The organism is Gluconobacter cerevisiae, from assembly GCF_015244675.1.
GTDB classification, from domain to species: domain Bacteria; phylum Pseudomonadota; class Alphaproteobacteria; order Acetobacterales; family Acetobacteraceae; genus Gluconobacter; species Gluconobacter cerevisiae.
The window spans coordinates 1-2,716 of the sequence record NZ_JABCQO010000034.1; the positions used below are offsets into that span (position 1 = coordinate 1).

The 2,716-nt window shown below is 62.8% G+C and carries 3 protein-coding genes; all 3 read left to right on the forward strand.

From position 1 onward, the window contains the following. Positions 1-94 precede the first annotated feature (94 nt). On the forward strand, positions 95-289 hold the full coding sequence (locus HKD21_RS14265; RefSeq protein WP_062499659.1) for a DUF1656 domain-containing protein: 195 nt from the start codon (positions 95-97) through the stop codon (positions 287-289). 12 nt (positions 290-301) lie between these two features. Beyond that, entirely contained in the window at positions 302-1,213 is a 912-nt protein-coding gene (locus HKD21_RS14270; RefSeq protein WP_194256261.1) for an HlyD family secretion protein, read from the forward strand. 1 nt (position 1,214) lies between these two features. Next, a partial coding sequence (locus HKD21_RS14275; protein ID WP_194256262.1) for an efflux transporter outer membrane subunit occupies positions 1,215-2,716 on the forward strand: 1,502 nt, incomplete at its 3' end.

The following is a 2,716-nucleotide window of genomic DNA, read 5'->3' on the forward strand; positions in this document are numbered from 1 at the left end:
GGAGTCGTTGTGTCTGATTGAGGAGCGTTGTGGGCGAGTTGTCTTACAGTGTGGCGTTTGGCAGTCTGGTGGTTGACGCTGGAGCTGGTTTCTGATGCTGGCTGAAGTTAACCTGTTTGGCGTTTTCGTTGCTCCGCTTTCCATTTATGCCGTAGCGGCGGTCTTTGTGACGTTACTGCTTCGAAGCATTCTGTGGCGCACGGGCGCCCTGGGGTGGTTCTGGCACGTCGCTCTCTTTGAAATAGCGCTCTATGTCTGTGTTCTCTGTCTGCTCATCCTTTACGTATAGGAGGGGTCAGCGATGAACTGGACCCGCAGTGTAATCCGTGTCCTGCTGACCCTTGTCGTGCTGGCACTCGCCATCGGCCTGGGGCGGACAATGTGGGACATCTATGTCCTCGCCCCCTGGACCCGTGATGGCCGCGTGCGCGTCTATGTTGTGGATGCCGCTCCCGAAGTCTCGGGCACGGTTGTTGCCGTACCGGTGGTGGATAACCAGTTCGTTCACAAGGGCGATCCGCTCTTCGTGCTCGATCCGGTGCGCTTTCGCCTTGATATCGATGCGGCCCGCGCCCGTCTGGCCGGAGCCGAAGAAGACCTGAAGCTCCGCAGTTCCGACGCCAAACGTCGTATGGGACTGGGCGGAATCGTCTCGGCAGAAGAGCAGGAAGACTTCAACTCCAATGTTGAGACCCAGCGCGCCAAGGTCAACGCGGCCAAGGCCGAGCTGAACACCGCCCTGCTGAACCTTCAGCGCTCCACGGTCTATTCGCCGGTGGACGGCTACATCACCAACCTGAACCTGCGCGTGGGCGACTACGCCCATGCCGGTCAGCCTGGTATGGCCGTGATCGACGCGCACAGCTTCTGGATCAACGGGTATTTCGAAGAAACCAAAATGCACGGCGTGCATGTGGGGGACGAGGCCCGCATCAAGCTGATGGGCTACAAGCAGATCCTCATGGCGCATGTCGTCAGCATCGGCCGTGGCATCAACGACCAGAACGGCGTGTCCGACAAGCTGGGCCTGCCGGACGTCAATCCGATCTTCACCTGGGTGCGTCTGGCGCAGCGTATTCCGGTGCGTCTGGAACTCGATAACGTGCCGCCGAACATCACGCTGGCGGCCGGCATGACGGCCACGGTGACGATCGGGCGCGAAACGCCGGGCGCGCGCGGCCGTCTGACCACCTGGCTGCAGAACCACCTCTGACATGTCCCGCAAATTCCTGACCCTTGCCCTGAGTACCTGTCTGTCGCTGACGGCGTGTACGGTGGGGCCGAACTTCACGCCGGACCGGATCAAGGTGCCCGACGCCTTCGTCGAGCAGCCCCATCCCGCTACGGCCGATGCGCTGGCACAGTCGGCGGCGGACATGAAGGACTGGTGGTCGCAGTTCCACGACCCCATGCTCAACGAACTGGTAGATCAGGCGATCAAGGGCAATTACGACCTGCAGATCGCCTCACAGCACATTATCGCCGAGCGTGCTGTCCGCCGTCAGGCGCAGTCGGCCTGGTATCCACAGCTCGATGTGGCCGCAGGTGGCGGCGACGACCGCTATTCGATCAATATCGATAACTGGCCGCTGCGTCCGGGCAATCCGGCCAATCACCCCGAAGCCTCGGTCCTGACCTATGGCGCGCGGGCGAGCTGGGAAGTCGATCTGTTCGGGCACATTGCCCGGCAGGTGGAAGAGCGTAAGCGGATCGTCGAGGAATCGATCGAGAACCGTCGCGGCGTTCTCCTTGCCCTGCTGGCTGAGATGGCGACGGATTATGTGACGCTGCGCTCGGTTCAGGAGCGTCTGGGCGTCACCGAACGGGCCATCGACGTGGCCGTGCGCTCGCGCGAACTGACCGAAAAGCTCTACACCCACGGTCTCGGCAACACGCTGGCCGTGGCGCAGGCCCAGACGGAAGAACATCTGGAACGCGCCCGTCTGGCACCGTTGCACGAGCAGGAAGAGCGGCTGATGCATGCCATCGCCGTGCTCGTGGGCGACATGCCGGGCCAGCTTGAGGAAGAGCTGGAAAAGCGCCGCCCGATCCCGGATCTGCCGCGCTTCCCCGACAGTCTGCCGTCGATCGTGCTCGCCAACCGCCCCGACATCCGCGTGGCGGAGGCCGAATACGCGGCCGATACTGCACGTGTGGGCATTGCGGTCTCGAACCTTTATCCGAAATTCATGATCCCGCTGACGTTCAACCCGAACGCGTCCGCCGCCTATCAGGCGTTCCAGGCGGGGGGCATGGCGTGGAGCTTCATGATGATGGCGACGCTGCCGGTCATTCATGGCGGCCGCTATACCGCCGCCATCGCGCAGGCCCGGGCCGAGGCCGAGGGTAGCCGCCTGAATTACCGCAAGACGGTGCTCAAGGCGTTTGCAGATGTCGAGGATGCGATGGGCGACTGGCGGCATAATGCCGAGCTGGTCGAGCAGCTGAATCAGGCCTCCGTCGATGCCGGCCTTGCCCGCGACCGCGCCCAGAAGCTCTTCGGGGCCGGTCTGACCGGTTATCTGAACGTGCTGACGACCGAACAAACCGCCCTGTCTGCACAGGACCAGGCCGTCGTCGGACGCCTCGCCCGCGTCCGCAACGCTGTCGCTCTCTACATCGCCCTCGGCGCCGGATGGCAGGGAAAAGCCCTCACCGACACAAGACTCCCCGTCGAAGTCAAACAGCAAAACGCCTTCGTCAGAGCCTTCACTCG